This window comes from Bacteroidia bacterium, from assembly GCA_023228875.1.
Taxonomy (GTDB): Bacteria; Bacteroidota; Bacteroidia; order NS11-12g; family UBA955; genus JALOAG01.
Map to the genome: position 1 here is coordinate 99,247 of JALOAG010000003.1, position 23,860 is coordinate 123,106.

Below are 23,860 nucleotides of genomic sequence, written 5' to 3' on the forward strand. Positions count from 1 at the left end.
GTTATGAAAAATCAAATGATGCCGGTTGTAAACTACTTAAAAGCTAGTGTGCTTTTAATGCTTTTGTTGTCTTGTTCTTTAGGGGTAACCTTTGGTCAGGAAAAAAGAGTGGAGTCCGATGTGAAATCTGTCAAGGTGTATTTTAAAGGTGCAGAAGTATTTAGGGTTGCAAAAACCATGCTCCCCAAGGGTTCTACATTGCTTATCTTTGAAAATGTTGCCGATGAAATAGACGCTTCGAGTATCCAATTTGCTGCTTCCAAAGGCGTTGATGTATTATCTGTTTCGCATCAGGTTGATGGAGCAAAATCTTTGACCGAGAATGGTGCCATTAAAAGAATGAAAGATTCAATTGATTTGTTAAATGATTTTGTGAAAGCAATCGAGATACAAAACAGCGTGATGACCAATGAAGAGAGTATTCTCAAATTAAATTATAACACAGGAGGCACTCAGAATGGTGTGAATAGTGTTGAACTCCAAAAGATTTTAGAGATAAATCGTAAGAGATTGACAGAAATTCAAACTGCAAAGTATGATAATGCAAAGAAAATAACAGAAGCAAAGAAACGTATTGACCAGCTTAATGTCAATATTGACAAAGAGAGAGCAGGCTTGCCAACAGGAAGAGGTGAAATTCGTGTTTTAGTGAATTCTGCTATGCCCTTAGCTGCAAATTTCGAATTCAAATATTTTACAAATGTTGCCGGTTGGGTTCCAACTTATGATATCAAAACCGAAGGTCCGTTATCAAATGTGAAGTTGATTTATAAAGCTGAAGTGGCTCAAAACACCGGAGAAATTTGGGATAATGTTAAGCTGACGCTGAGTTCTGCAAACCCGAAGATAGGAATTGATTTGCCAATTTTGAATAATGAATATATTGGATTTGAACCTAAGCCAAGAAAAGTGAGTAGTGTTTATTCTTCTGACAGGAGACTCTATATGAAAAATAGTATTACAGCCGGAGCCCCAACAATGGCTTTTGAAATGCAAGATATGGGCGGAGGGATGAATAAACCTGTGCAAGGCACTTTAGACGCTACTTTTAATGCAAATGAGGTTGTTTTTGAGTTTGAAATCCCTATGCCTTATTCAATTCCCAATGATGGACAAGGTAAAATTGTGAGTTTAAAAGAGTATGAAATGAAAATGAGATATGAATATTTTGCCATCCCTAAAGTGGATGCATCTGTTTATCTTACAGGTTTGACAAACGATTGGAAACAATTGAATATATTGCCCGGATTTGCCAATATGTTCTATGGCGATAATTTCACGGGTAAAACTTTTCTCAACCCTACTGCAAAGGATGATTCGCTTAGATTTTCATTTGGAAGAGATAAAAGAATCTTAATTGAACGTAAATTGCTCAATGATTTTAGCAAGCACAATTTCTTTGGAACAAGCAAAAAACAAACTTATACTTATGAGTTTACTCTAAATAACACTCAAAACGTTGATGTTGCAATTAGATTTATTGACCAAATTCCAATCTCTAAAGAAGAACAAATTCAAGTTGAAACCGAAGATCTTTCTGGAGGAAATATAAACCCCAATTCCGGATTTGTTGAATGGAAACTCACGCTGAAAGCAAATGAAAATAGGAAGCTGAAGTTTGTTTACAATATTGTTGCACCTAAATCAAGAGAAGTGTTTAGAAACTAAAAATTAGATGGATTGTGATAAGACCCATGCCGATTCATTGGCATGGGTCTTCTTATTAAAATAACCTTGTGCGGTTTTGGTTCCAAATCTTAATCAAAATAAAACCGGTTAATGCGCCTCCTAAGTGGGCAAAGTGAGCCACATTATCCCAATTAAAACTACTCAATCCTAAAAACAAATCTAAAAGAATGATACCCGGAATCATGTATTTCGCTTTAATAGGATAGGGGATAAAAATAAACATGAGTTCTGAATTAGGGAAAAACATGCCATAAGCAACCAAAAGACCATAAATGGCACCGCTTGCCCCAACCATTGGTGTTGCAAGCCACTGAATTAAGTTTTGACATACTGAAGGAGCAACAATTCCGGATAAAACAGTTTCTTGAAGCATTTTGTCCGGTATTACCATGCCGGCACATTCGCTTACTTGGTATGCCCAATAAGATTGCTCTAAAAATGCAGAACCTAAGCCAGACAAGAGGTACAACAATAAAAATCTTTTGGTACCAATAAATCGCTCAATCATTGACCCAAACATCAACAGCCCGAACATGTTAAAGAGTATATGCGAGAATGAACCGTGCATAAACATGTGGGTGAAGATCTGAAAAGGCTTGAAGAGGATAGACCCAAAGTACTTCATTCCTAATGCATAGGTTAGGTTGTAATGAAATACATCTTGAGATACCCAAGAACCAAGAAAAAATATAAGGTTGATTAAGAAAATATTCTTAACCGCTGGAGGCATGTTTCTAAATAAATAAAGCAATCCCATTTTCAGTGTTGTGTTATATTTTAAATTGTTTGTTCAATTCTTCTCTTGGTAAATTCACATAAACAATCCTTCCAAAAGGGCAATAGCGAGGAAAATCGCAAACAAATAATTCGGAAGCAAGCAAACTTTGTTCATGTGGATTAAGAATTTTGTTTGCAAAAATAGCTGCATTTTTTGCCATACTTCTGGCAACATTCTCTTTTTCGGTGAGTTTGTATTTTGTTCTGTTTTCTTTCACGTTTTCAAGCAGTCCTTCAATGAATTGCTGTTCATTTCCTTTGGGTAAGTCTGCAGGGAGTCCGTTTATGATAAAAGTGTTTTTGCCAAATTCCCCGATGTCAAACCCAATGCCTCTAATTTCGTCAAGCACTCCGGATAGTATTTCTGCATCGCTTGTGCTAAATTCTAAGGTTTTTGGAAAAAGTAATTGTTGTGTAACGGCATTGTGCTTCTCTATACTCTTGAGGTAGCGTTCATACCAAATTCTCTCGCGTGCCAATAATATATTAATCAAATACAATTCTCCCAATGCTTTCACAACGAGTGTGTCTTCAAATTGGAAAACAGCATCTACCACTGTCTCGGTTATGTGTGATTTGAACAAGTCCGGAGTTTGAGGTTGAATAGGAGATGGCTCGTTTTCGGGAGTCAAAGGCTGAAAAATATTCTCCCATCCTGTTACCCGCTTTTTCTGCGAATATTGTTCTGTTTGAAATGGATTGTAGCGAGGATTTATCTTTGGTTCCGGTGAATATGAAATTGGAGGAATGCTTGGAGAAGCAAAAGTTGTCTTGAGTTCAGGTATTAACATTGATGAGCCTAACGCCTTCTTGACTGCCGCATTTACTATGGAATATAAAACACGTTCGTCTTCAAACTTAATTTCAGTTTTTGAAGGTGAAACGTTTACATCAATACGGGCGGGGTCAATTTGAAGAAAAACTACATACAACGGTTGTGTGTCAACGGGAATAAGATTTTCATAAGCAGAACGTATGGCATGGTGTAAATATGCACTTTTAATAAAGCGATTGTTTACATAAAGGTACTGCTCACCTCTGATTTTTTTTGCAATTTCAGGTTTGCCAACATAGCCTGTAACCGTTACCAAATCTGTATGTTCATTCAAGTTTAAAAGGTCGCTGTGTTTCATTTTGCCTAAGGTGCTCACGATCCTACTTCTGCTGTCAGAAGCGGGCATGTCAAGTACCTCTTTTTCATTGTTAAAAAACTTGAAAGCAATTTCGGGATAAGAAAGTGCCGCACGGGAAAACTCTTCTATTATATGACGAGTTTCAACTGATGTGGATTTAAGGAAATTGCGTCTTGCAGGGATATTAAAGAACAAGTTCTTGACTGCAATGTTGGTTCCATTCGGGCTTGCAGTAAATTCATGCTTTTTGATATGCCCTCCTTCTATAACCAAATGTGTCCCTGTTTCAACATCTTTCAGTTTGGTATACATTTCAACCCTTGCAACAGAAGCGATAGAAGCCAAAGCCTCTCCTCTGAATCCAAATGTTTTGATACAATATAGGTCATCGGCTTTTCTTATTTTGGATGTAGCATGTCGTTCCCAACACATCCTTGCATCTGTGTGGCTCATTCCCGAACCGTTATCTATGACTTGAATGAGTGTCGCTCCTCCGTCTTTGATTAGCAGGGTTATGAAATCGGCTCCTGCATCAACTGCATTTTCAAGCAATTCTTTGACAACAGAGGACGGACGTTGAACTACCTCTCCGGCAGCGATTTGATTAGCAACGGTCTCCGGTAGCAGGTTGATTTTATCACTCATGGTTTCTTGTTGTGTTGGGTTCAAATTTGTCAAACAAGTCTTTGATAAAATCTGATTGAAGCATTTGCCAGGTGAGATATCCTAAAATGAGCAAAATGACTAACAGTCTGATGTTTTGATTTCGAAGTCGAATTTGGCGCTCGCTTCTGACAGTTTTTTTTGATGTAAAGGCTCCTCGAATGGAAGAGCCGGGTTTCTGTTTGCCGCCTGCTCCGTCTTCACCCATTGATTCTTTAATGGCTCTCACCCGATTGCGGAATTCTTCTTTCTTTTCATCGTAAAATCGTGGGATGTAATGAAAGGAAACTTTTTTGTGTTTTGTATTCAACCCGAACATGTGTTGCAAAGTTATACATAATAAAAAGGGTTTACACGGACTTAGGGTAATTTGTGAGTAAAATACCGTTTGGTGGCTAATATTAAAATTTTTATCAAATCAACATTTTTACTGACTTTTGCATTCGATTTGATGCATCTAAGTCATTATGAAAAAAAATCTTTTATCTAAGGGAATACTCACGCTATTGTTTTTGATAAGCGTATATCAATCTTCTGTCTCAGGAAGGAATTTGCAAACCTTGTGTAATCACTACCCCGGTGTTATTGATAAATATACTTATCCTCAAGTTCATCAAGAAGAACCTGAAAAGCTCAATGTTGTAAAAGCAGGCAAGGAGATTGCAGAATTGATAGAAAAGAAAATTCAACAAGCAAGCAGTGAAATAATAAAAGATAAAGACAAGACCGAAACAGCAAAACTCTATGTGCAAGATAGGATTGATGTGCGTGGCGATAATATGGAACATGAGTTTTTTTCTGATATTAATACAAAAAAGAAGAAGAAATATACTCAAGTTGAAATGTTTGTCTTTATATCTCTCGATGAAGATAAGTTCTCAACTGAAAGCATGGCTGATACTTTGTATGAAAAACTCATTCAAGGTAATGAAATCGCATTGGATGAATATCAATCTATGGGGTTGGCTGTTAAGGTGAAAAGAAAGAAAGGAAAGATTGAAACTTATATTATTCTGATTTTAGAAAAAGAAAATTAAGTGTAAATTATTTTTTTTAAAATAAGTGTTGATGTGCTTACGTTAAAAAAATATTAAAAAATTGCACGTATGAGAGCCATCTTCATCATTCTGTTTCTCTGTTTTACATCTCTTAATGCTTTTTCTCAGAATTCAATTTCAAGAACTGCTGACCTTCCCGTTGTTTTAAAAAAGATAGAGAAAGATAAGGTGCAAAAGTTGGAGAGGATGATTGCATTAGAATTTCACAAATTATTAAATCAATACAGAAAGGCTAATAAGTTGGATACCCTTGCATGGAGCGATATATTATGGTTGACCGCACGGAATCACAATTTTTATATGATTGCAAAGAATGATTTGACACATGATGAAGAAGCGGGTGAGCAATTTTTTACCGGTGTTGATCCGGGCGCAAGGCTGAAATACACTCAAGGAAATAAAGGTGGACTTTCGTGGTCAGGAGAGAACTGTTTGTACCGCACTGCTCAATTACCTTCAGACTTGACGAATGATGCCAAGTTGTTGGAATATGCAAAAGACTTGGCACGCAAAGGACTTGAACAGTGGCAAAGTTCTCCTCCACATAATAGAAATATGTTAGGAACGGATCATAAGATGCATGGCGCTGCCTTTAATTTTGATGAATCTTTATTGTTTGCCACGGATTTGTTTGGATATGGCACTTTTGTACCAACCGAAACACAGACTACCCCGAAAGTAGAAGGTAATGCACAGCATGTTAAACCAACTAAACAAGAAATTATACCTCAAGAAGATAAGGAAATAGTACAACCATTTAGCCCTTCCGGTGCAACCAAAGAAGTCAAAAGAGGGATTGTGGAAAAACTCCAAAAGGAAGCTGCCAAGGCTAAGGAAGTACAGGCTTTTAGTAAAGCTGCTCAGCATCATCTGAACTATTTATACAAGAATGAAGAACTTACAAGTGGGGAAGATAAACGGAAACAGGCATATTATGCAGCGACTCCGGGTAAAAGAGTTGCTAAAGCCACGTATGGAAGTTGGGCTTTTTTGAAACCTAAATTTCGTTATGTTCGAGAAGGGGTTGCCTTGGTTGAAATTGAAGAATCCGAATATGATGCTGAACAAGTTGTCAATGATTTGTGGAAGCAATTGATAATTCATATCGAAGGAGATTTGTCCGATTATGCTTTTTATGGTATTTCAGTGAAAGTAAAGCGAACTAAACAAGGAGTTAAAATCTATGCAGTTTTGGTTCTAAACCCTTAGTTTCGCAGCATATTTGCATGGCCAGAAAACTTAAAACCGTAGAATTAAACCGATTGAGCGTTGAAGAGTTTAAAGACGCTGCTAAAATTCCTTGTGTCTTAGTGTTGGACAATATCCGAAGTGCCTATAATGTGGGTTCGATTTTTAGAACCGCAGATGGGTTTCTACTCGAAAAAATCGTCTTGTGTGGAATTACACCGCAACCCCCTCATAAAGAAATTTATAAAACTGCAATTGGTGCTGAACAAAGCGTGGAATGGCGCTACACAAAGGATATTGCTTATACATTGGAAGAGTTAAAAGCACAGGGATATTTTGTTGCTGCTTTAGAACAGACCTCTGACAGTGTGTTGTTGCCCCAATGGCAATGGAAGCAAGGTACAAAATTTGCCCTTGTGTTAGGCAATGAAGTGGATGGAATTTCGGATACTGCCATGCCTTTGTGTGATGCTTTTATTGAAATACCTCAGTATGGTACTAAACATTCGTTTAATGTTGCAGTAGCAGCCGGAATATTTATCTGGGACATGATTAAAGCTATTACTAATGAAAAATAAACTGTTCTTATTACTGGTCTCCTTGACTTTTGTTTCCTCGCTCAACGCACAAGTCTATACCGAAAATGACGTGCGTGCAGAAATGAAACGGATTGATATGTTTGATGGTCAAGACAATAATAAACTCACACTCAGTACGCATATTCAAAGCAATCGAGCAGAAAAAATATTTTTTACCATTCCAAATGCTATTTTAGATTATTTGCAAACTGATTCTAAGGGAATTACATATTCTCGAAGAATTCTAAAAGGGCTGTATGATGTGCTGTCTAAGGTGAATGAAAATGACTACTATCATTTGACTTATTACGAAAAACTGATGATGATGGCTGATGACTTAGTTACAGAGGCTAAAGATGAAGTGGTTTTTAATAATCTGAAAGCGGAGGCTAAATTGGCAATTCACTTAGCTGAGTTTATCAAAAACCGCTCATTTGCACGTGATTTCTGGCTTTATGCCATCAAATTTTATCCTACAGAGGCATTGACTGAATTTATCTCAATTTACAACGAGCCTTATGCAATGGAAGTACTTGAATCTATTGCGCTTGATGCCCCAACTGTGCTAAAAGAGTATTTTGGTTCAAATCATCTGAATTATCGCGTGTTGAAAGAGACTAAAAACCAGAATGTTGTCAAGATTCTTGACATTTATAAACAGTACGGCTCATCTTCTAAAGCATATATTTTGATAAATGAAATTATTGCCGGCAGGTTGACTATTGCGCAAGCCAATGAAATTGGAAAGGACGAACAAAAATTATTTCAAAAACTGTTAGAAATCAGGAAACAATCTGATATTTATGGTAATTACAGCGTTGAAAGAGAATTGAAGGCTATTTGTATGGAAACTGTTGTGGAGATTAATCTTAGACATGAAGACTCCGATGACTACCGTTTTGCCCCTATCAACAGTAGCTCTGCTGCCGATATCTATGCTTGCTTGGTTTATACTCCTGAGGAGATTTTTACCTCTTCTTTTCTCGGAATGTATGACCGTATGATGAATAAACGGGAACAAAAATCAGGATATCTCTTTCTTAAATCTATGAATTTTAACAAATTCAGGGTGTTCTTGAGAGAATGTGCTAATTATAATAAAATTGATGATTTCTTGGCTACCATGACCAATGACGAAAAACAAACACTCTTTGTATCGCTTTGTAGTGATTTGGATAAAATGGGTGGAGATTTAGGAGCAGCAGTAGATGTGGCTGATTTCTACGGTGCGCTTGACAGAAATGATTTGAAAGCACAAATCAAAACCATAGTAGAAAGAATTATGATTGACAGGGCTTCGGTGGCAGATTTGAATGGAATGAAGTTGTACGGACTTCTCTATAAACTCATGGGTGGAACTCCGGAAACATACATCTGGCAGTTTGAATTTGATATGCCCAACATGGATAGGGTTACGCAAGATGAACTTTTTACCAATGGTAAACATATACAAGAACATTTCTTCTTTGATGATGAAGACGGAGAAACTGCATTCAATAACTTTATTGCAGGATTTGGACCTGAGTGGAAAAGGACTGATAAAGGTAATTATTTGTTAATTACTACCGGTACAACAAAGAAAATTGAGATTTATGTTATCAAACCAAAACATGAAATTGATGCCCGTGAAGAGTTGCGTAGATATTTTGATAGTCAAAGACGTTTCCCTGATTTAATTGTGCATAGAGGACATTCTTATTATATTGAAAATACCATTGCAGCGCTCACCAACCAAACTAAAATTGCAATATTGGGGTCTTGCGGAGGTTATCAAAATATTGCCCAAGCTATGGAAAATGCAATGGATGTTCAAATTGTTTCAACAAAACAAGTGGGTACTCTTTTGGTGAATAATGCATTGATTTTTGAAACCATTGAAACAATAAAAAAAGGAAAGGATATTGTTTGGAATGACCTATGGAAGCGAGTGCGTGCCAAGGTTGGAGGAAATCCGCGTTTTAACGACTATATTCCACCAAATCAAAACTTGGGAGCAAGATTTATCAAGGCTTATAACAATACAATCACCAAAGAGTATTAAAACTGCTCTAAGTCGCTGAATTTCTTTTTACCTCTTAAAAAATAATCTAATACTATGCTGCGAGGATACAAACCTTTGACAGTCTTGAGTTGGTAATGATTGTGATTTTGTTTTGTCCAATGTCTGAGACTTGTGATAAACCGAAAATGTGCTTTGGCAACTGCAAAAAAATGTGATACTTTTCCTGTAAATAGAAATTTGTATGCAGCAACATGGTCTAATACAAGTCGCATAAAGAGTGTGAAATACAGGCTCTTGCGCGGTAAGTTTTTTGCCATCATTGCCAAACCGTTATGAAAGTTAAGGTAAGTTTTTCGAGGATGTCCCATCGCTAATGTTGCGCCACCAACATGGTAGATTTGTGATTCTGCACAAACCATGATTTTGTACCCTTTGTTTTTGAGTCGCCAACATAAGTCAATTTCTTCCATGTGTGCAAAAAACTCATTGTCTAAACCTCCTACTTCTTTAAATAATGCCGCGTTGATAAACAATCCGGCTCCACTTGCCCAAAAAACTTCTTGTGTTTGTTGGTAGTGTTCTTTGATTTGTTCTACTGTGTCAAAAATTCGCCCTCTGCAAAAAGGATATGCGTATTTGTCAATGAATCCGCCTGCTGCTCCGGCATATTCATAATGACGCTTTTTTTTCCAATCAAGAATGACGGGTTGAATGGCAGCGATTTGTTTGTCGCTTTCAGCAAGTATTACTAAGGGTTTGAGCCAGTTGCTTTCTACTTCTATATCAGAATTAAGCAGTACAAAATATTCTGCTTCTACAAGCGATAAGGCTTTATTGTAGCCCCCTGTAAATCCGAAATTCTTGTGAAATTGGAGTAGTGTTATCTGTGGGTACTGTGTTTTAATAAACTCAACACTGTCGTCTTTGGATGCATTATCAGCCACCACTATCTCAAGGTTTGAATAGTCCGTTGCTAATACTGATGGTAAGAATTTTTCTAACCAATTACGTGTACTGTAGTTCAGTATGACAACGGCTACTTTGGGGTTGTTCACCATTAGTTTAGGTTGAATTGATAATCTATTTTATGCTTTTTGAATGGAATGAATAGAAAGCCGGCTCCTAAAGGTGTAACCAAAAATATGCAACAATGTGTGTTTGGATTTTTCCAAGCTTTTTTGAATTCAGCAATTTTTTCAGTAGCAATTACGCCCTTTTCAGAAAATTCTTCGAGTGTTGAAGCATAGATACTCCATGAAGTGCTCAAATCGTTTCTGTCAATAATAAGTTCGCCTATGTCTAAGAGTAGTTGTGTAGCAATAAAAATTGGAAACTCTGAGTACCCCTCGTTGCGAATGTCCTTTGAAACCTCAATGATAGAGTCCTTATACAAAGGTAAATCCTTGTTTAAAGTTTCTAAGTACAATTTCACTTCATCTGTGTGTGACATACTAAGGTGCAAATTTAGACTAAAATTCAGATCTAACTACATCTGTAGTTAAGGAACAAGTGCTTACTTTTGCCCAATGATTCAAAGAAAACAGACCCTCTACTTATTAATTGCAAGTCTATTTGCTTTCGTTTATCTTTTTACTAACCCTGCCATATCAGAAGTGGTTGGCAGAATGAAAGGCAGTGATAAAATTGAAACGCTCAAAATTAGCTACCGAACTACTGAGTTTGTCAGTGCTGACAATACCGTTCAAGTGGTTAACAGCAGCAACAGCTATTTGATTTTTACTCTTTCTATCATTGGTGTATTTGGATTAGCTGCAATTTTTCTGTTCAATAAACGTAAACTTCAATTGCGATTTGCATCCTATCTGTTTATGTTTGATTTGTTGTTGTTTTTTATGATTTATTATCATACCAATCTGGGTGTAAAAGTGTTTGAAAATTCAGAAATACATTGGCAAATAGCAGCCTTTATGCCGCTGATACTGCCTGTATTACATTTTTTAGCCCTGCGAGGCATAGTCCATGACATTAAATTACTGAAATCTGTTGATCGACTTAGGTAATCCCTACAGTGTCTTGTCCTAATATAGGGTTGCACCTAAACATGCAAAAATTAACAAAAGTGTAAAGCCATTTCAGGACTAAAAAATATCCGTAAACTAACCTCGGTTTTTAGCTTTAACCTGTAAATTTTTTTTAGGACGAGTCGAAGCCTTCAAAACTACCATTCACTACTAAATTCCTTTTTGACTGCCCATACACGCTAAGAGTCAATAGCAGCATGAAAAATGCTGCTATTGACTTTGTTGTGCATTGTATGTAAATTCTTTTTAACATGATGTCAAAGTGAATCACACAAGTAAAGAATAATCAGATAAACTTGCATGTTAATCATGCAAATTGCAGCCTTTATTAATTCTATAATCCCGACAGTCGGTTTAGTGGAGGTAGGTTTAAACTTTGCATAGCAAGTTTTTCATATTGACTTCTGCTTCGATAATTTGATGCAGGCTGTCAATTGCAACCCTTCTTTGGTTCATCGTGCTGCGTTCGCGTATTGTTACCGCATTGTCTTGAAGAGAATCATGGTCAATGGTGATACAAAATGGAGTGCCAATGGCGTCTTGTCTGCGATAGCGTTTGCCAATAGAATCCTTTTCTTCAATAAAACACGCAAAGTCTAAATGCAATTGCTTGTATATTTTTTCTGCTAGTTCGGGCAGACCGTCTTTGTTTACCAAAGGCATGATTGCTGCTTTGATAGGTGCAAGAGCAGGGGGAAGATTTAATACAATGCGGGATTCACCGTTTTCTAATGCTTCTTCTTTGTAATTTTCACAAATAGTCATTAAGAAGAGTCTGTCTAACCCTACTGAAGTTTCTACTACATAAGGGGTGTAGCTTTCATTCAATTCCGAATCGTGGTATTTTATTTTCTTACCTGAATATTCCTGATGTTTTGACAGGTCAAAGTCTGTGCGAGAGTGAATTCCTTCTAATTCTCTAAACCCAAAGGGATATTCATATTCAATATCAACGGCTGCATTAGCATAATGCGCGAGTTTGTCATGGTCGTGAAATCTGTAATGCGCTTGTTTGCCACCTAAGGCTAAATGCCATTTCATGCGCCATTCTTTCCAGTGTTGAAACCATTCTAATTCGGTTCCGGGACGAACAAAAAATTGCATTTCCATTTGCTCAAACTCTTTCATACGCATGATAAACTGGCGCGCAACTATTTCATTTCTGAATGCTTTGCCGGTTTGAGCAATTCCAAAAGGTATCTTCATGCGTGCAGTCTTTTGTACATTGAGAAAATTTACAAAAATACCTTGCGCAGTTTCCGGTCTTAAATATAAAGTGTCTTCGCCACCGTCTGTTGCAGACATTTGTGTGGAATACATAAGATTGAATTGACGAATGTCTGTCCAGTTACAAGTGCCTGAAATCGGGCATACAATATTGAGTTCTTCTATCAATGCTTTAATGCTTGCAAGATTGTTGTTTTCAAGCCCTTCTTTGAGCACTGTGCTTGCATGTGTTATCTTATCCTGATATTCTAATACCCGGTTGTTAGTTTGTCTATACATTGATTCGTCAAACGTATCGCCAAAGCGTTGGGCAGCTTTTTCTACTTCTTTGTTAATCTTTGCTTCTTGTTTCTCAATATACTCTTCAATCAGTTGGTCAGCACGGTATCTCTTTTTAGAATCTTTATTATCTAACATGGGGTCGCTAAAACCGTCCACGTGTCCGCTGGCTTTCCATACTCTTGGGTGCATAAAAATGGCTGCATCAATCCCTACAATGTTTTTGTGTAGTCGTGTCATACTCTGCCACCAAAATTCACGTATGTTCTTTTTGAGTTCTACTCCTCTGGGACCATAGTCATAAACAGCGCTAAGTCCGTCATAAATTTCGCTTGAGGGAAATACAAATCCGTATTCTTTGCAATGTGCAATAACTTGTTTGAAAAAATCTTCATTTGAAACCGCCATAAAACTCTTCTGAAAATGAGCCGACAAATGTAGTTTTTTTCAGTGCAAGAAATCTTTTTTAAAATATTTTGGATTTGTGTTTTATTAAGTGCAAATTTGCAGTCCTTTTTTGAACAGCATAAAGAAATGGCAAATATTAAGTCAGCAATAAAAAGAATCAGATCTAACGAAGCTAAGAGAGACCTCAATAAGTATCAGCACAAAACTGCTCGTACTTTCATGAAAAGACTTTACAAAACAGAAAGCAAACCTGAAGCATTAGAATTAATGCCTAAAGTTTTTGGTATGTTAGATAAGTTAGCGAAGCGAAATATTATTCATAAAAACAAAGCGGCAAACCTTAAGAGTGGATTAAGCAAGCACGTTAACAGCTTGTCTTAGTTATAAGTTAATATTTTAATGTTTTAATTGTGATTAAATCCTGTCTAAGTTCAGACGGGATTTTTTTTTGCCTTTTGTTTATGGATTGCTTGGTTGATATTGAGAAAATGTTAATCATTTCCATAAACGAAAGTCTAACTTGCGCCCACATTTTAAAAACGAAACTGTGGCAAAAGAAACCAAAGAGACCCCTTTAATGAAACAGTACTGGCAAGTCAAAGCCAAGTATCCGGGAGCTATTATCCTATTTAGGGTTGGGGATTTTTACGAAACTTTTGCAGAAGATGCAGTCAAAACTGCCCATACTTTAGGATTAGTCTTAACCAAGCGTGGCAACGGCTCTGCCTCAGAGGTAGAGCTTGCCGGTTTTCCGCATCATTCATTGGATACCTACTTACCTAAATTGGTAAGAGCCGGTTATCGTGTTGCTGTGTGCGATCAATTAGAGGACCCAAAAATGGCAAAGGGCTTGGTTAAACGTGGTGTTACCGAATTGGTGAGTCCGGGTGTTGCATATAGTGATAAAGTCTTAGATGCGAAAAAAAGTAACTATCTTGCTTCTGTCTTTAAATCTAACAAACAGATTGGTGTTGCCTTTCTGGATATTTCAACCGGAGACTTCTTTGTTACAGCCGGTTCTTTAGAGAGTATTGATAAATTGTTGGGAGGATTTGCCCCTGCAGAAATTATCATCGCTAAGAGTCAACAATATGATTTTCCGCCTGCTTGGCAAGACAGCTATATTATACAAACATTAGATGCCTGGGTGTTTCAATTGGATTATGCCGAAGATAAATTGAAAGACCATTTTAAAACAGTTTCACTCAAGGGATTTAGAATTGATGATGAAGCAGAAATGATTACGGCTGCCGGTGCTGCTTTACATTATGCAGCTGAGGCATGTTTTGACCGTTTGCAGCATATCAATTCACTGCAAAGAATCGAAACAGATGACTATGTTTGGTTAGATTCTTTTACTATACGTAACCTCGAAATTTTACAACCTATTTTTCCAGGAGGTAAAGCATTGGTTGATGTCATAGACAGAACCAATTCGCCAATGGGAGCGCGCACATTAAGGAATTGGATTGTATTGCCGCTGAAAGAGTTGAAACCCATCAATGAAAGATTGGATGTGGTTGATTTTTTTGTGCAGAATACGAGTATTAGACAGCAGATTATTGACTTGATAAAGCAATTGGGTGATATTGAAAGAATTGTGTCCCGTGTTTCTTTACTTAGAGTGAGTCCTCGAGAGCTATTACAATTGGCTTCCGGTTTGAAAATTTCAGAAGAAATCAACCGTCTTTTGAAAGATACCAGACAACAAATCTTGATTGAGTTATCCGATAGAATCAACCCTTGCAGCAGTATTGCCGATAAAATTATTACACAAATCAGTGATGACGCACCGGCTGTGGTGGCAAAGGGAGGGGTGTTTAAGAGTGGTTGTGATAGCCAACTTGATGAATTGCGGGACATTTCACAAAATGGCAAAACCAAGATTGCCGAGATTCATGCACGTGAAGTGGAATTGACCAATATTCCTTCGCTCAAGATAGGGTTTAATAATGTTTTTGGATATTATCTTGAAATTACCAAAACGCATGTGTCAAAAGTGCCTGATACTTGGATTAGAAAACAGACGCTGACAAATGCAGAAAGGTATGTTACTCCGGAACTAAAAGAACTTGAAGAGAAAATCTTGAATGCGGAGTCGCTGATTCTGCAAAGAGAGACACAGCTATATGAAGAGTTTTTACAACATATTATCAGCTTTGTAGAGCCGATTAGAGTAACAGCTTTTAATCTGGGCACTTTGGATTGCCTGAGTTCGTTTGCAGCTTTGGCGGTAAATAATCGCTATTGTAAACCGGAAATAACAAACGGGTTTGATTTGGAATTGAAAGCAGCTCGACACCCTGTGATTGAGAAGCAGTTGCCCCCCGGTGAGAGTTATATTGACAATGATATTCTTTTTGATGAAGAGCAACGCATCATCATCCTGACCGGACCAAACATGTCGGGTAAATCAGCGTTACTCAGACAGACAGCGCTCGCAGTGCTGATGGCTCAGATAGGTTGTTTCGTTGCGGCTGATGCTGCTACCATTGGTTTGGTTGATAAGATTTATACTCGTGTGGGTGCGTCCGACAATATCAGTTTGGGTGAATCTACTTTTATGGTAGAAATGCTTGAAACCGCTAGTATTCTCAATAATATCAGTAAAAACAGTTTGATTTTATTGGATGAAATAGGACGCGGAACTTCCACTTTTGACGGGGTGTCGCTTGCTTGGGCAATTGCAGAATTTATTGCCACTCACCCACAAAGCCCCAAGACTTTGTTTGCAACACATTACCACGAACTGAATGAACTTGAGAATAAATTACAGGGGGTTAAGAATTTCCATATTTCGATTAAGGAAGTGAGCGATAAGATTTTGTTCTTGCGCAAACTTTTGCAGGGCGGGAGTGAAAGTAGTTTTGGTATTCATGTAGCAAAAATGGCAGGTGTGCCTAAGGCTGTTACTGACCGAGCCGCTTTGATTTTAGAGGAGTTAGAAAAAGATCGTGCTGCTATTTCGGGTAAGGAGACACTTAAAAAAATAAAAACCCAACAAGTGCAAATGACTATGTTTGGAATCAATGATCCTCGCCTTGAAGAAATGCGCAGGATGGTTTTTGAAACAGATGTAAACTCACTCTCGCCCATTGAGGCACTGATGAAGCTCAATGAACTGAAAAAGGTATTAGAAGGAGGAAAGTAAGTGAATCTTTTTGAAATTAACTATCAAGCCATTTATGCAGATTGGCTGCTAAGTTTTGCTTTGAGCGCATTGTCAATAGCATCTAAGAACTCTTCAGTGTAAAGATAGTGTTTGCCATGTTCCACATTGTTTCCGTGAATACAAATCGCTAAATCCTTAGTCATTTTACCACTCTTCACCACTTCTATACATGTTTGTTCAAGGGTATTGCTAAAATTAATTAATTGCTGGTTGTTGTCCAATTTACCTCTGAACTCTAATCCTCTTGTCCAAGCGAAAATACTTGCAATCGGGTTAGTAGAAGTAGGTTTTCCTTGTTGATGTTGTCTGTAGTGGCGGGTAACAGTACCGTGTGCAGCTTCAGCCTCCATCGTCTTACCATCAGGGGTAATCAGGGTTGAAGTCATTAATCCCAAAGAACCGTATCCTTGTGCAACCGTATCAGATTGTACATCGCCATCATAGTTCTTACAAGCCCACACAATTTTGCCATGCGTTTTCAAAACAAAAGCAACCATGTCGTCAATCAGTCTGTGTTCGTAAGTAATTCCTTTGGCTTCAAATTTAGATTTGAATTCAGTTTGATAAATTTCTTCAAAAATGTCTTTAAACCTGCCGTCATATTTTTTCAGAATGGTGTTTTTGGTACTCAAATACAGGGGCCATCCTTTCATTAATGCTTGATTCATACATGCTCTGGCAAAACCTTTGATTGATTCATCATGGTTGTACATTGCCATTGCAACGCCATCATTTTGGAAATTATATACTTCAAAAGATTGCACTTCGCCTCCGTTTTCAGGAGTGAATGTAATTGTGAGTTTGCCAGGACCTTTGGTTACAAAGTCAGTTGCTCTGTATTGGTCGCCAAATGCGTGTCTGCCAATACAAATAGGTGATGTCCAATTTGGAACAAGGCGAGGTACATTGTCAATTACAATAGGTTCTCTGAATACAGTTCCATCTAAAATATTTCTAATGGTTCCGTTAGGAGACTTCCACATATTTTTTAGTTTAAATTCCTCAACACGTGCTTCATCAGGAGTGATGGTGGCACATTTGATACCTACATTGTACTTTTTGATGGCTTCAGCAGCCTCTACCGTAATTTTGTCATCGGTTTCATCTCTTTTTTCTATACCTAAATCATAATATTTGATATCAAGGTCTAAATATGGAAAAATCAATTTTTCCTTGATTGAGTTCCAGATGATTCTGGTCATTTCGTCTCCATCAAGTTCTACTACAGGGTTGGCTACTTTAATTTTTTGCATAATTTATATTTGTCTGTTTGAATTATAAGGGTCGCAAAAATAACCATTTTCCTATGTAATTACAAACGGGTGTAAGGATTTGTCGTGTGTGTTGATTTTCAAAAAATTAGGGTAAAAGTTGTGCAACAATTGTTAATTCTTGAAAATGCAGGGGCGTACCTTTGCAGAGTAATAAATTTAATAGAATCATGACTTTTTGTTGGCACAACAATTGTCATTAGATTGATAATCAATAATCAGCGATTTGAATTACACAGGCAGTATAAAATCAAAATTCCCAAAAGTCGGTACCACGATTTTTACGGTAATGTCAGCAATGGCAAAGGAACATGATGCACTTAATCTTTCACAAGGCTTTCCTGATTTTGACCCTCCTCCGGCTCTGATACAAGCAGTTTATCAAGCTATGCAAAAGGGTGCAAATCAATATGCCCCCATGGCAGGTCTGATGAGTTTGCGGGAACAGATAGCCAACAAAATGTTTGACCGGTATTCTGCTCAATTTGACCCCGAAAAAGAGATTACGGTTGTTCCGGGCGCTACAATCGGCATTTATGCAGCAATAGCATCTGTTATCAGGGAAAATGACGAGGTGTTAATTTTTGAACCTGCATATGATAGTTATGTACCTGCAGTGGAAGCAAACGGAGGTAAAGCGGTTTTTTCGGAGTTAAAGTTTCCAAACTATAAACCCAATTGGGATGAAGTCAAAAAGCTCATTACAGTGCGCACAAAGATGATTATTATCAATAGTCCGCATAACCCGACAGGCAGCATTTTCTCAGCTCAGGATATGATGAAGTTGGAAAAGTTGGTGAAAGACAGGGATATTGTGATTCTGAGCGATGAGGTATATGAACACATTATCTTTGATGGAGTTGAACATCAAAGTATAGCGCGTTTCCCCAACCTTGCTAAACGCAGTTTTATTGTGTATTCTTTCGGTAAGACTTATCATGCAACAGGATGGAAAATGGGATATGTGATTGCACCGGAGGAACTTACTGAAGAATTCAGAAAGATTTATCAGTACATGGCTTTTGCTTGTAATACTCCTATGCAACACGCATTTGCCGAAATAATGCAACAATCTGATTTGTATGACGAATTGGGAGTTTTGTATTGCGAAAAACGAGATTATTTTTTGCAAGGTTTGAAAAATTCTAAATTCAAGTTTAAACCTTCTTTAGGAACATATTTTCAACTGTTGGACTACAGTAAAATCAGCGAGTCAGATGAAATGGAATTTGCAGAATGGTTAGTAAAAGAAAAAAAGATTGCGGCAATTCCTGTTTCAAGTTTTTACAGAAAAAAAGACAATAATAAGGTGTTGCGCTTTTGTTTTGCAAAAAATAATGACACCCTTAACCGCGCCATAGATATTTTATGCAATCTTTAAAATTAGCTATCATTCAATCCGATATTGTTTGGGAAGATGTTGAGTCTAACTTAACCCATTTTGCTGATTTGCTTGAAACAGTCAAGGTGGATACCGATTTGATTATGTTGCCGGAAATGTTTACTACAGGGTTTAGTATGAATGTCAAAGCACTTGCAGTACATTCTGTGTCAATGGGTTTGCCTTGGATGCAGGAAAAAGCTAAAGAGCATTGCTGTGTGATTGCGGGGAGTATGATGGTAGAGGATTCAGGTAAGTTTTTCAATAGATTGTTTTATGTCTTTCCCGATGGAACACATGCTCACTATGATAAGAAACACTTATTCTCCATGGGTAATGAACAGGAGTATTTTCATGCAGGTACTGAACCTGTCATTGTAGAAGTAAAGGGTTGGCGGATTAAACCTCTTGTTTGCTATGATGTCCGTTTTCCCAGTTGGTGTCGCAATCGTGAGGATTATGATTTGTTGACTTTTCATGCAAGTTTTCCCGAACGCAGAATTCACCATTGGGATATATTGTTACAAGCAAGAGCCGTAGAAAACCTCTGTTATGTGGCTGCTGTCAATAGAGTAGGGGCGGATGCTTTTGGAATTGAACACAATGGCTCATCTCAAATTCTTGAACCCGATGGAACCATTATAAAAATGAACAAAGGCGAAGAAGTGGTCTTGTATGCTACTTTGTCAAAAAATAAACTATTGGAAACAAGACAAAAATTCCCCTTTTTACAAGATAGAGATATCTGAACGATTGCACGGTTATGGACTTATTGCAAAATAGCTTTAAAAAACGAAACCGTTGAATCTACACATCTTTTATTGTATTCGTCATTAAAGCCATGTCCTTGTCCCGGATATTGGAAGTATTTGTTTGAGAGTTTGAGAGAATCCAATTTGTGTACAAAATATTGACTTTGATACAGAGGTACAATGACATCGATATCACTATGAAAAGTAATTGTGGGGATGTAGTTGTCTTTGTTCACAAGATGATATGGGCTTAAACTAGTGTATAATGCAGAGTCCCAATAAACACCTGTATATTTTTTGAAAATTTCTTTTACGTTGCCACCTAAGAAGATATTGAAAGAGTTGTAATAAGTCCAGTCAGCAAAATGGCTCGGACCAAATATATTGCTAACGGCTTTGATATGGTTGTCTGTATTAAATTTATAAGAGTATAGTAAGCTGAGATGTGCTCCTGCGCTTGCGCCAAGCATGGCAAAGTCTTTTGATATGCCTAAGGTAACACTGTTGTCAATCAAATAATTGACTGCACTTTTCAGATCCTCAGATATTTGTGTGTGAATAATACTGCTGCCGTTTGCTAATCTGTAGTTAATATTTGCAATGGCTACTTCGGGCCACTTTTTTTGAATGGATTGAACAAAATATGCCATTTCGGATTTGTCACCGCCTATCCATGCACCACCGTGAATAATGATGATGGTTTTAGTGGAAGCAGTGTTCCTGCCTTCGGGTAAATATATGTCCATTACTTGTTTCGCATCATTGCCATAAGCCACATTCGTATATACTGTGTCAAGATTGGAAGTTTGGTTGTTGTTATTTTTACCCTTGCTCGAATCGGGAGTGCAGGCATAAATAGAAAAAGATAGGCTGATGAGTACTGCTATAATATTTCTCATATTCGATTGGTTATATTGCAAAAGTAAAGCCTTTCTGAATAATTATTGAAAAAACAAAAAGGTCGGTGTCCAACCGACCTTATAAATCAAAAGAATACGAAAAATTAAAACCCTTCTTTGACAATGTTTTCTTCATTGATACCCAATGATGCTAAATGTTGTTCTACAGCTTTCATCATTGGTGGAGGTCCACATAAATAAAAATGTTGATGGTTGTTTTCTCTGTGTTTGTTAATTATTGCTGCAGAAACAAATCCATGCTCAAACCCCGGTACGTTTTCATCTGAAAGGATATTGATGAATTTATCCCCCAACATTTTATTTAATAATGGCTTCTGAATAATATCTTTCTGTGTTTTATTGGCGAAAATCAATTTGTTGTTTCTTAATTGCCCTTTTTGTTCCAAATCTTTCAGAATTGCAATAAATGGTGTAATGCCGGCACCTCCTGCAATAAATATTCCCTCTCCTTTGTAGCGTATGTCGCCATATACATCACCAATAATGACTTCATCACCGACTTTTAAGTTGCGGAGTTCATTGGTTACCCCATTATGGTCTGTGTATGTTTTGATATTGAATTCAAGGTGATTGTCTTCGGGTAGAGATGTGAAAGTAAATGTACGCCATTCTTTCTCCCAATTGGGTTGGTTAATTGCAAAATCTGCTGCTTGACCGGGTACAAAAGTGAAGCCCGGAAGCTTTTCAAGAACAAATTTTAACACATCGTGTGTTAGTGGTTCTATTGATTTGATTTTTACTGTATGTGACATAATTTTTTATTTTGATGTTCGAATGTAGTGTAAGAATTCATTTTTGGTTGCTTCGTTTTTAAACTGCCCTAAGAAACAAGAACTGGTTGTGGAGCTGTTAGTATCATTGATTCCGCGAGATTGCACACAAAGATGATCTGCTTCAATCACCACTCCTACGTCTTCTGTTTGTAGTATTTTTTTGAGTGCATCTGCAATTTGTGTTGTCATTCGTTCTTGCAGTTGAGGACGTTTTGCATAAAACTGAACTATACGATTGATTTTTGATAGTCCTATTACCTTGTCTTTAGGGATGTATGCAACGTGTGCTTTGCCAATTATGGGAACAAAGTGATGTTCACAAGTAGAGAATAGGGTAATGTCTTTTTCAACCAACATGTTGTTGTATTCTCCTTTGTTTTCAAATAGTTTGACTGATGGCATATTGTCGGGATTGAGACCGCTAAAAAGTTCTTTGACATACATCTTGGCTACTCTTAATGGGGTGTCTTTGAGGCTGTCATCAGTAAGGTCGAGACCAAGAATTCTCATGATTTTGCCAAAGTGAAATTCAATTTGCTCAATTTTTTCGTCCTCGCTCAACTCAAATTCACGAAGGTCAATATGTTCTATTATTTCGCTTTCTGGTTGATAGGGCTTGGTTGCGTCTGTTTTTGTTGTTTCTTGCATAATTATATTTGTATTTTCTTTTGTTTTTTAGGACATAAAAAAACTTTGGATATGGTCTGATGAGCTACTTTCATTAGGATGGGACTTTATAGCTTTATCCAAAAGGTACCCAAAGTTTTTAATGAGTTTTGACTTTTTCTATTGCATGTCGTTTATAATGATTTTTCCTTTCATTACCATGTGAATGCTACAATAGTAGTCAGTAGATTTTTGGGGTACAATCTGCCAAGTATCACCATTTTGCATAGCAGGAGATTTCCAAATGCTGTCAACATCAGTAGCATCATGTGCTACAATGTCTTTATTTACAAATATAAGTGTATCACCTTTGTTAATTGTGATTTCCTGAGGTTTAAACTGCATTTCTTCGATGATGATTGTGTCGCTTGCAAAAGCAGGTGTCGCAGCCGAAACAACGGTACTGTCTGCTTGGTTGTCAGCAGTGGTTGTTCCTGTGTTGTTGCAACTGCTTAAGAAATACATACTGAATAATGAAGCTAAACCGATTTGCAATACTCTACGTATCATGATGTTAGTTATTTAGAAAATTCTTTTTGTACCATTTTGGCATGTTCAAGGTGTGCTTTTAATGCAGGTAGCACTTTGACAAGCAGGGCTTTAAGTTCAGCGTTTTGCGCTTGTGGAATTAAAACATTCTCAACAGTGCTGATGACTGCTTCGTGATATGAAACCTCATTGTCAATGTAGGCTTTGTCAAATGCAGCTCCGGTTTTTGAGTTAAGTGTTTTAGTGATTTTTTTAGAATCTGCTAACAATGATTTTGTAATATCATTAGTTTCAGGAGTTACACCAAGTTTGGTTGCTAAATCCACACACATTTTGATAACGCCATTATGGTCGTCAATCATGGTTTGGGCAAATCTTCTTACAGATTCATTTTTGGATTTTTTCAATGCAATTTTGCCGTAGTCCACATCTATTTGGTTTGCGGTTACTGCTATTGAAGCAATTTGGGGGTCTGATACTTTGGGTGCATTTTGTGCACTTCCATTCAAAGGCATTATAAATGTTGCGAAAAGCATTGTACTTGCCAACACAGAAAATTTTCTTAAATTTTTCATTTTACTAATTATTAGATTGTTTTTTTAAATTGAATCATCTTTATATCATTTGATTCACTCAATTAGAGTCGGAGTGTTTCAATTTGGTTACATGTTTTTATGGGATAAAATCATTGTTTTGTCCAAACAAGGGAGTTTAAATTTTGTTTGTTTCTCTTAATACTCTCGCAACCATGTTGTTACAATGAATATCGTGAAACTCAAATAGCTCGGATGGAGAATATGATTGTTCTATTATTGATTGCAGCATTTTCTTAGCCCTGTTTAATTTGGTTTTGACATTGCTTTCACTGAGTTCAAGTAAATGTGCAGTTTCTGCTGAACTTAAACCGTTGATTTCTCGCAGTGCAAATACCATTCGATATTCGTGTGGTACTTGACTAAGGGCGTCTTCTATTATTTTGCCTAATTCACGGTTGTGATAAATTTTAGAGGGGTCAGGGTTGGATTGTATTAACATGGGTGTGTCGTTATCGTGTACTTGAGAAGCAATTTCATGTTTATAGCTTGCTTTTTCTTTTTTCTTATAACAATTATTGAGCATGATACGGATAAGCCAAGTTTGAAAACTTGAGCGTCCTTTAAAATCTCTTAAGTGGCTATATGCCTGAATAAATGTCTCTTGAATGAGGTCTAAGGTGTCGTCATGATTGAAGTTGTAGGAACGCCCGATTTTGTATAAGTGTGCATTGTATTTTCTTACAATGAATTCATACTGTGCACCATTGCCATTAATGATATAATTGATAACCGTCTGCTCTTGAGAAGTTTCAGATTTGCGCATAATTCTTTTGTTGCATTTTCTCTATTAGAGTCG

At 37.1% G+C, this 23,860-nt stretch carries 23 protein-coding genes; 10 read left to right on the forward strand and 13 right to left on the reverse strand.

Translation table 11 applies throughout. The annotated features are described in order from the left end of the window. Positions 1-3 precede the first annotated feature (3 nt). Positions 4-1,668, forward strand: a complete 1,665-nt coding sequence (locus M0R38_04815; GenBank protein ID MCK9481066.1) for a DUF4139 domain-containing protein — start codon at positions 4-6, stop codon at positions 1,666-1,668. Between the two features lie 55 nt (positions 1,669-1,723). Here the strand turns inward: M0R38_04815 and M0R38_04820 are convergent, their stop codons facing one another. From M0R38_04820 to M0R38_04830, 3 genes are read right to left on the reverse strand one after another with little or no spacing between them, the layout of a single operon-like run. Next, positions 1,724-2,446 carry a rhomboid family intramembrane serine protease gene (locus tag M0R38_04820; protein ID MCK9481067.1) on the reverse strand — a complete coding sequence of 241 codons (723 nt, stop codon included), beginning with the start codon at positions 2,444-2,446 and terminating at the stop codon, positions 1,724-1,726. A 13-nt stretch (positions 2,447-2,459) separates the two neighbouring features. Next, entirely contained in the window at positions 2,460-4,244 is a 1,785-nt protein-coding gene (mutL, locus tag M0R38_04825) for a DNA mismatch repair endonuclease MutL (GenBank protein MCK9481068.1), read from the reverse strand. Further along, positions 4,237-4,581: a hypothetical protein gene (locus M0R38_04830; protein MCK9481069.1), complete on the reverse strand. Its 345-nt coding sequence runs from the start codon at positions 4,579-4,581 to the stop codon at positions 4,237-4,239. Before M0R38_04830 ends, mutL begins: the two co-directional genes overlap by 8 nt. A gap of 148 nt (positions 4,582-4,729) precedes the next feature. Between M0R38_04830 and M0R38_04835 the strand changes: the two genes are divergently transcribed. From M0R38_04835 to M0R38_04850, 4 genes are all read left to right on the forward strand, one after another. Further along, complete coding sequence (locus tag M0R38_04835) at positions 4,730-5,299, forward strand: hypothetical protein (GenBank protein MCK9481070.1); 570 nt, start codon at positions 4,730-4,732, stop codon at positions 5,297-5,299. A 69-nt stretch (positions 5,300-5,368) separates the two neighbouring features. After that, a complete protein-coding gene (locus M0R38_04840) occupies positions 5,369-6,529 on the forward strand; it encodes a CAP domain-containing protein (GenBank protein ID MCK9481071.1) in 1,161 nt (386 codons plus the stop codon). 17 nt (positions 6,530-6,546) lie between these two features. Continuing rightward, entirely contained in the window at positions 6,547-7,086 is a 540-nt protein-coding gene (locus tag M0R38_04845) for an RNA methyltransferase (protein ID MCK9481072.1), read from the forward strand. Continuing rightward, the gene (locus M0R38_04850; protein MCK9481073.1) at positions 7,076-9,127 is read left to right on the forward strand and encodes a hypothetical protein; all 2,052 of its coding nucleotides are present in this window, start codon (positions 7,076-7,078) and stop codon (positions 9,125-9,127) included. The genes M0R38_04845 and M0R38_04850 overlap by 11 nt, the downstream gene beginning before the upstream one ends. Here the strand turns inward: M0R38_04850 and M0R38_04855 are convergent. Both M0R38_04855 and M0R38_04860 read right to left on the reverse strand, forming a co-directional pair. Next, on the reverse strand, positions 9,124-10,146 hold the full coding sequence (locus M0R38_04855) for a glycosyltransferase family 2 protein (GenBank protein ID MCK9481074.1): 1,023 nt from the start codon (positions 10,144-10,146) through the stop codon (positions 9,124-9,126). The genes M0R38_04850 and M0R38_04855 overlap by 4 nt on opposite strands. After that, the gene (locus M0R38_04860) at positions 10,146-10,538 is read right to left on the reverse strand and encodes a hypothetical protein (GenBank protein ID MCK9481075.1); all 393 of its coding nucleotides are present in this window, start codon (positions 10,536-10,538) and stop codon (positions 10,146-10,148) included. The genes M0R38_04855 and M0R38_04860 overlap by 1 nt, the downstream gene beginning before the upstream one ends. A 76-nt stretch (positions 10,539-10,614) precedes the next feature. Here M0R38_04860 and M0R38_04865 point away from each other — a divergent pair, with 76 nt between their 5' ends. Next, positions 10,615-11,109 carry a DUF4293 domain-containing protein gene (locus M0R38_04865; GenBank protein MCK9481076.1) on the forward strand — a complete coding sequence of 165 codons (495 nt, stop codon included), beginning with the start codon at positions 10,615-10,617 and terminating at the stop codon, positions 11,107-11,109. A gap of 390 nt (positions 11,110-11,499) precedes the next feature. Here the strand turns inward: M0R38_04865 and M0R38_04870 are convergent, their stop codons facing one another. Beyond that, entirely contained in the window at positions 11,500-13,044 is a 1,545-nt protein-coding gene (locus tag M0R38_04870) for a glycine--tRNA ligase (protein MCK9481077.1), read from the reverse strand. A gap of 126 nt (positions 13,045-13,170) precedes the next feature. On the opposite strand from M0R38_04870, the gene rpsT reads away from it, so the two are divergent. Then, positions 13,171-13,425: a 30S ribosomal protein S20 gene (rpsT, locus tag M0R38_04875; GenBank protein ID MCK9481078.1), complete on the forward strand. Its 255-nt coding sequence runs from the start codon at positions 13,171-13,173 to the stop codon at positions 13,423-13,425. Positions 13,426-13,621: 196 nt separating this feature from the next. After that, a complete protein-coding gene (mutS, locus tag M0R38_04880; GenBank protein MCK9481079.1) occupies positions 13,622-16,195 on the forward strand; it encodes a DNA mismatch repair protein MutS in 2,574 nt (857 codons plus the stop codon). 32 nt (positions 16,196-16,227) lie between these two features. On the opposite strand, the gene M0R38_04885 is transcribed toward mutS, so the two are convergent. Beyond that, complete coding sequence (locus M0R38_04885) at positions 16,228-17,469, reverse strand: isocitrate dehydrogenase (NADP(+)) (GenBank protein ID MCK9481080.1); 1,242 nt, start codon at positions 17,467-17,469, stop codon at positions 16,228-16,230. Positions 17,470-17,785: 316 nt separating this feature from the next. Here M0R38_04885 and M0R38_04890 point away from each other — a divergent pair, with 316 nt between their 5' ends. Together M0R38_04890 and M0R38_04895 are read left to right on the forward strand one after the other, a co-directional pair. Next, positions 17,786-18,868: a methionine aminotransferase gene (locus M0R38_04890; GenBank protein ID MCK9481081.1), complete on the forward strand. Its 1,083-nt coding sequence runs from the start codon at positions 17,786-17,788 to the stop codon at positions 18,866-18,868. Further along, positions 18,856-19,617: an amidohydrolase gene (locus M0R38_04895; GenBank protein MCK9481082.1), complete on the forward strand. Its 762-nt coding sequence runs from the start codon at positions 18,856-18,858 to the stop codon at positions 19,615-19,617. The genes M0R38_04890 and M0R38_04895 overlap by 13 nt, the downstream gene beginning before the upstream one ends. Positions 19,618-19,637: 20 nt before the next feature. On the opposite strand, the gene M0R38_04900 is transcribed toward M0R38_04895, so the two are convergent. The 6 genes from M0R38_04900 to M0R38_04925 all read right to left on the reverse strand — a co-directional run bounded on the left by M0R38_04900 (position 19,638) and on the right by M0R38_04925 (position 23,827). Then, positions 19,638-20,519, reverse strand: coding sequence for an alpha/beta hydrolase (locus tag M0R38_04900; GenBank protein ID MCK9481083.1), 882 nt, complete (start codon positions 20,517-20,519; stop codon positions 19,638-19,640). A gap of 104 nt (positions 20,520-20,623) precedes the next feature. Beyond that, positions 20,624-21,292, reverse strand: a complete 669-nt coding sequence (locus M0R38_04905; GenBank protein MCK9481084.1) for an FAD-binding oxidoreductase — start codon at positions 21,290-21,292, stop codon at positions 20,624-20,626. Positions 21,293-21,298: 6 nt separating this feature from the next. Beyond that, the gene (folE, locus tag M0R38_04910; GenBank protein ID MCK9481085.1) at positions 21,299-21,961 is read right to left on the reverse strand and encodes a GTP cyclohydrolase I FolE; all 663 of its coding nucleotides are present in this window, start codon (positions 21,959-21,961) and stop codon (positions 21,299-21,301) included. A gap of 138 nt (positions 21,962-22,099) precedes the next feature. Continuing rightward, a complete protein-coding gene (locus M0R38_04915; protein MCK9481086.1) occupies positions 22,100-22,489 on the reverse strand; it encodes a plastocyanin/azurin family copper-binding protein in 390 nt (129 codons plus the stop codon). A gap of 8 nt (positions 22,490-22,497) precedes the next feature. Beyond that, complete coding sequence (locus tag M0R38_04920; protein MCK9481087.1) at positions 22,498-23,043, reverse strand: DUF4142 domain-containing protein; 546 nt, start codon at positions 23,041-23,043, stop codon at positions 22,498-22,500. Between the two features lie 136 nt (positions 23,044-23,179). Further along, a complete protein-coding gene (locus M0R38_04925) occupies positions 23,180-23,827 on the reverse strand; it encodes a sigma-70 family RNA polymerase sigma factor (GenBank protein ID MCK9481088.1) in 648 nt (215 codons plus the stop codon). Between the last annotated feature and the right edge of the window lie 33 nt (positions 23,828-23,860).

Excerpts from the sequence above, each read along its gene's own strand:
- M0R38_04835 (MCK9481070.1), top strand. The coding sequence starts at position 4,730 with ATGAAAAAAAATCTTTTATCTAAGGGAATACTCACGCTATTGTTTTTG.
- M0R38_04895 (MCK9481082.1), top strand. The coding sequence starts at position 18,856 with ATGCAATCTTTAAAATTAGCTATCATTCAATCCGATATTGTTTGGGAA.
- mutL (MCK9481068.1), bottom strand. The coding sequence starts at position 4,244 with ATGAGTGATAAAATCAACCTGCTACCGGAGACCGTTGCTAATCAAATC.
- folE (MCK9481085.1), bottom strand. The coding sequence starts at position 21,961 with ATGCAAGAAACAACAAAAACAGACGCAACCAAGCCCTATCAACCAGAA.
- rpsT (MCK9481078.1), top strand. The coding sequence starts at position 13,171 with ATGGCAAATATTAAGTCAGCAATAAAAAGAATCAGATCTAACGAAGCT.
- M0R38_04870 (MCK9481077.1), bottom strand. The coding sequence starts at position 13,044 with ATGGCGGTTTCAAATGAAGATTTTTTCAAACAAGTTATTGCACATTGC.
- M0R38_04815 (MCK9481066.1), top strand. The coding sequence starts at position 4 with ATGAAAAATCAAATGATGCCGGTTGTAAACTACTTAAAAGCTAGTGTG.
- M0R38_04915 (MCK9481086.1), bottom strand. The coding sequence starts at position 22,489 with ATGATACGTAGAGTATTGCAAATCGGTTTAGCTTCATTATTCAGTATG.
- M0R38_04830 (MCK9481069.1), bottom strand. The coding sequence starts at position 4,581 with ATGTTCGGGTTGAATACAAAACACAAAAAAGTTTCCTTTCATTACATC.
- M0R38_04905 (MCK9481084.1), bottom strand. The coding sequence starts at position 21,292 with ATGTCACATACAGTAAAAATCAAATCAATAGAACCACTAACACACGAT.
- M0R38_04850 (MCK9481073.1), top strand. The coding sequence starts at position 7,076 with ATGAAAAATAAACTGTTCTTATTACTGGTCTCCTTGACTTTTGTTTCC.
- M0R38_04900 (MCK9481083.1), bottom strand. The coding sequence starts at position 20,519 with ATGAGAAATATTATAGCAGTACTCATCAGCCTATCTTTTTCTATTTAT.
- M0R38_04820 (MCK9481067.1), bottom strand. The coding sequence starts at position 2,446 with ATGGGATTGCTTTATTTATTTAGAAACATGCCTCCAGCGGTTAAGAAT.
- M0R38_04860 (MCK9481075.1), bottom strand. The coding sequence starts at position 10,538 with ATGTCACACACAGATGAAGTGAAATTGTACTTAGAAACTTTAAACAAG.
- mutS (MCK9481079.1), top strand. The coding sequence starts at position 13,622 with ATGAAACAGTACTGGCAAGTCAAAGCCAAGTATCCGGGAGCTATTATC.
- M0R38_04885 (MCK9481080.1), bottom strand. The coding sequence starts at position 17,469 with ATGCAAAAAATTAAAGTAGCCAACCCTGTAGTAGAACTTGATGGAGAC.
- M0R38_04855 (MCK9481074.1), bottom strand. The coding sequence starts at position 10,146 with ATGGTGAACAACCCCAAAGTAGCCGTTGTCATACTGAACTACAGTACA.
- M0R38_04840 (MCK9481071.1), top strand. The coding sequence starts at position 5,369 with ATGAGAGCCATCTTCATCATTCTGTTTCTCTGTTTTACATCTCTTAAT.
- M0R38_04865 (MCK9481076.1), top strand. The coding sequence starts at position 10,615 with ATGATTCAAAGAAAACAGACCCTCTACTTATTAATTGCAAGTCTATTT.
- M0R38_04890 (MCK9481081.1), top strand. The coding sequence starts at position 17,786 with ATGGCAAAGGAACATGATGCACTTAATCTTTCACAAGGCTTTCCTGAT.
- M0R38_04920 (MCK9481087.1), bottom strand. The coding sequence starts at position 23,043 with ATGAAAAATTTAAGAAAATTTTCTGTGTTGGCAAGTACAATGCTTTTC.
- M0R38_04845 (MCK9481072.1), top strand. The coding sequence starts at position 6,547 with ATGGCCAGAAAACTTAAAACCGTAGAATTAAACCGATTGAGCGTTGAA.
- M0R38_04925 (MCK9481088.1), bottom strand. The coding sequence starts at position 23,827 with ATGCGCAAATCTGAAACTTCTCAAGAGCAGACGGTTATCAATTATATC.